This is a genomic window from Ruminococcus champanellensis 18P13 = JCM 17042 (genome assembly GCF_000210095.1).
GTDB classification, from domain to species: domain Bacteria; phylum Bacillota; class Clostridia; order Oscillospirales; family Ruminococcaceae; genus Ruminococcus_F; species Ruminococcus_F champanellensis.
This window is the reverse complement of the sequence record NC_021039.1, coordinates 239207-240928: the sequence shown is the minus strand read 5'-3', so window position 1 is coordinate 240928 and position 1722 is coordinate 239207. Positions and strand designations below refer to the sequence as shown.

At 64.6% G+C, this 1722-nt stretch carries 2 protein-coding genes; both read left to right on the top strand.

The window, feature by feature from the left end; all coding sequences use genetic code 11:
* Positions 1 to 98 precede the first annotated feature (98 nt).
* Positions 99 to 821 carry a tRNA1(Val) (adenine(37)-N6)-methyltransferase gene (locus RUM_RS01085; RefSeq protein ID WP_015557385.1) on the top strand — a complete coding sequence of 241 codons (723 nt, stop codon included), beginning with the start codon at positions 99 to 101 and terminating at the stop codon, positions 819 to 821.
* On the top strand, positions 818 to 1645 hold the full coding sequence (rsmI, locus tag RUM_RS01080; RefSeq protein WP_015557384.1) for a 16S rRNA (cytidine(1402)-2'-O)-methyltransferase: 828 nt from the start codon (positions 818 to 820) through the stop codon (positions 1643 to 1645). The genes RUM_RS01085 and rsmI overlap by 4 nt, the downstream gene beginning before the upstream one ends.
* The last annotated feature ends 77 nt before the right edge of the window (positions 1646 to 1722 follow it).

Sequence of the window (1722 nt, the reverse complement as noted above, 5' to 3'; positions counted from 1 at the left end):
CATTTTCCCGGAAGGGGAGTACAATAGAGGCAGCAAAGTCAAACCAAGCTGTCCGGTATGTTTCTGACCCGGCAGCGATCACTGGAAGGAGGCGGCATATGGAAGTCAAACGGGAGCCCCTGGGCAGGCTGCACATCTGCGTCAGCGATGCCCACCGATTCGGCACGGACGCCTTTCTCCTTGCCGCCTTTTCCCGGTATCAGGCACGGGACGTGGCATGCGACCTGGGCACGGGCTGCGGCATCATCCCCCTGGTCATGGAGCGGCACATGCCCCCCAGGCAGATCTACGGGCTGGACATTCAGCCGGAGGCGATCCGGCTGCTGGAGCAGACCGTGGCGGAGAACCGGCTTACCAATCTGACCCCGGTGCTGGGGGATCTGCGTACCCTGTGGGCGGACGCTCCCCTGGAGCAATGCACCCTGGTGACCTGCAATCCCCCCTACAAGGCCCAGGGTGCAGGCATGGAAAGCGCCGGGGACGCTGCCCGGATCGCCCGGCATGAGCTGCTGTGCGATATCTCCGACGTATGTGGCAGTGCTGCCCGATTGCTCCGGTTCGGAGGCAGGCTCTGCCTGTGCAACCGGCCGGAACGGCTGTGCGATGTGCTGTGCGCCATGCGCAGTGCCGGGATCGAGCCAAAACGGCTCCGGTTCGTGGCAAAGCATCCGGACACGGCTCCCTGGCTGTTTCTGGTGGAGGGGAAGAAGGGGGCGAAACCCTTTTTACAGGTGGAGCCAACCCTGGCAGTGCGGCAGGGGGACGGCGTGACCCCGGAGCTGGAGGCATTTTACCGACTGGGAACGGAGGAGGAAGCATGAGCGGCATGCTCTATATCGTGGGCACCCCCATCGGCAACCTGGGGGATGTGACCATGCGGCAGCTGGACACCCTGCGGACGGTGGATTTCATCGCCGCAGAGGACACCCGGGTGACCCGGGGGCTGCTGACCCATTTTGACATTCACAAGCCCCTGGTCAGCTACCATGACCACAGCGGCATCCGCTGCGCCGAGGGCATCGTGGAACGGCTCCGGGCAGGGGAGTCCGCCGCCGTGGTGACGGACGCAGGCATGCCCTGCATCAGCGATCCCGGGGAGGAGCTGGTGCGGCTCTGCTGGGAGGCAGGGGTGCAGGTGCAGGTGGTGCCGGGGCCCAGTGCGGCGGTGTCCGCCCTGGCGATTTCCGGGCTGCCAACGGGGCGGTTCGCCTTTGAGGGCTTTTTGCCGGCGGCGAAGAAGCAGCGTACCGCCCGGCTGGCGGAGCTGACCGGAGAGCAGCGGACGCTGATCTTTTACGAAGCCCCGCACCGGCTCACCGCCACTCTGGAGGATCTGTACCAGGCGTTCGGGGAGCGGCGCATCGCCCTGTGCCGGGAGCTGACCAAGCTGTATGAGCAGGTGCTGCGGATGACCTTGCCGGAGGCCATTTCCTATTACAAGGAGAAGGCGCCCAGAGGGGAGTATGTGCTGGTGCTGGAGGGGGCGGCACGGGAGGATGCCCCGGCGCTGACCTTTGAGGAGGTGCTGGAGCAGGTGCGGCGGCAGGTGGATGCAGGCATGCGTGCGGCGGACGCCTGCAAGACGGCGGCAAAGGCATCCGGGTTTTCCAAGAATGAGCTGTACCGGGCATTGCTGGAGGGGTGATTGTCCCTTTTAGGCAGGGGGCTTTTGAGTGACAGTTTCCTTTTGTGCGTTTTCTTATAGTCTGCGTGCTACAGCTA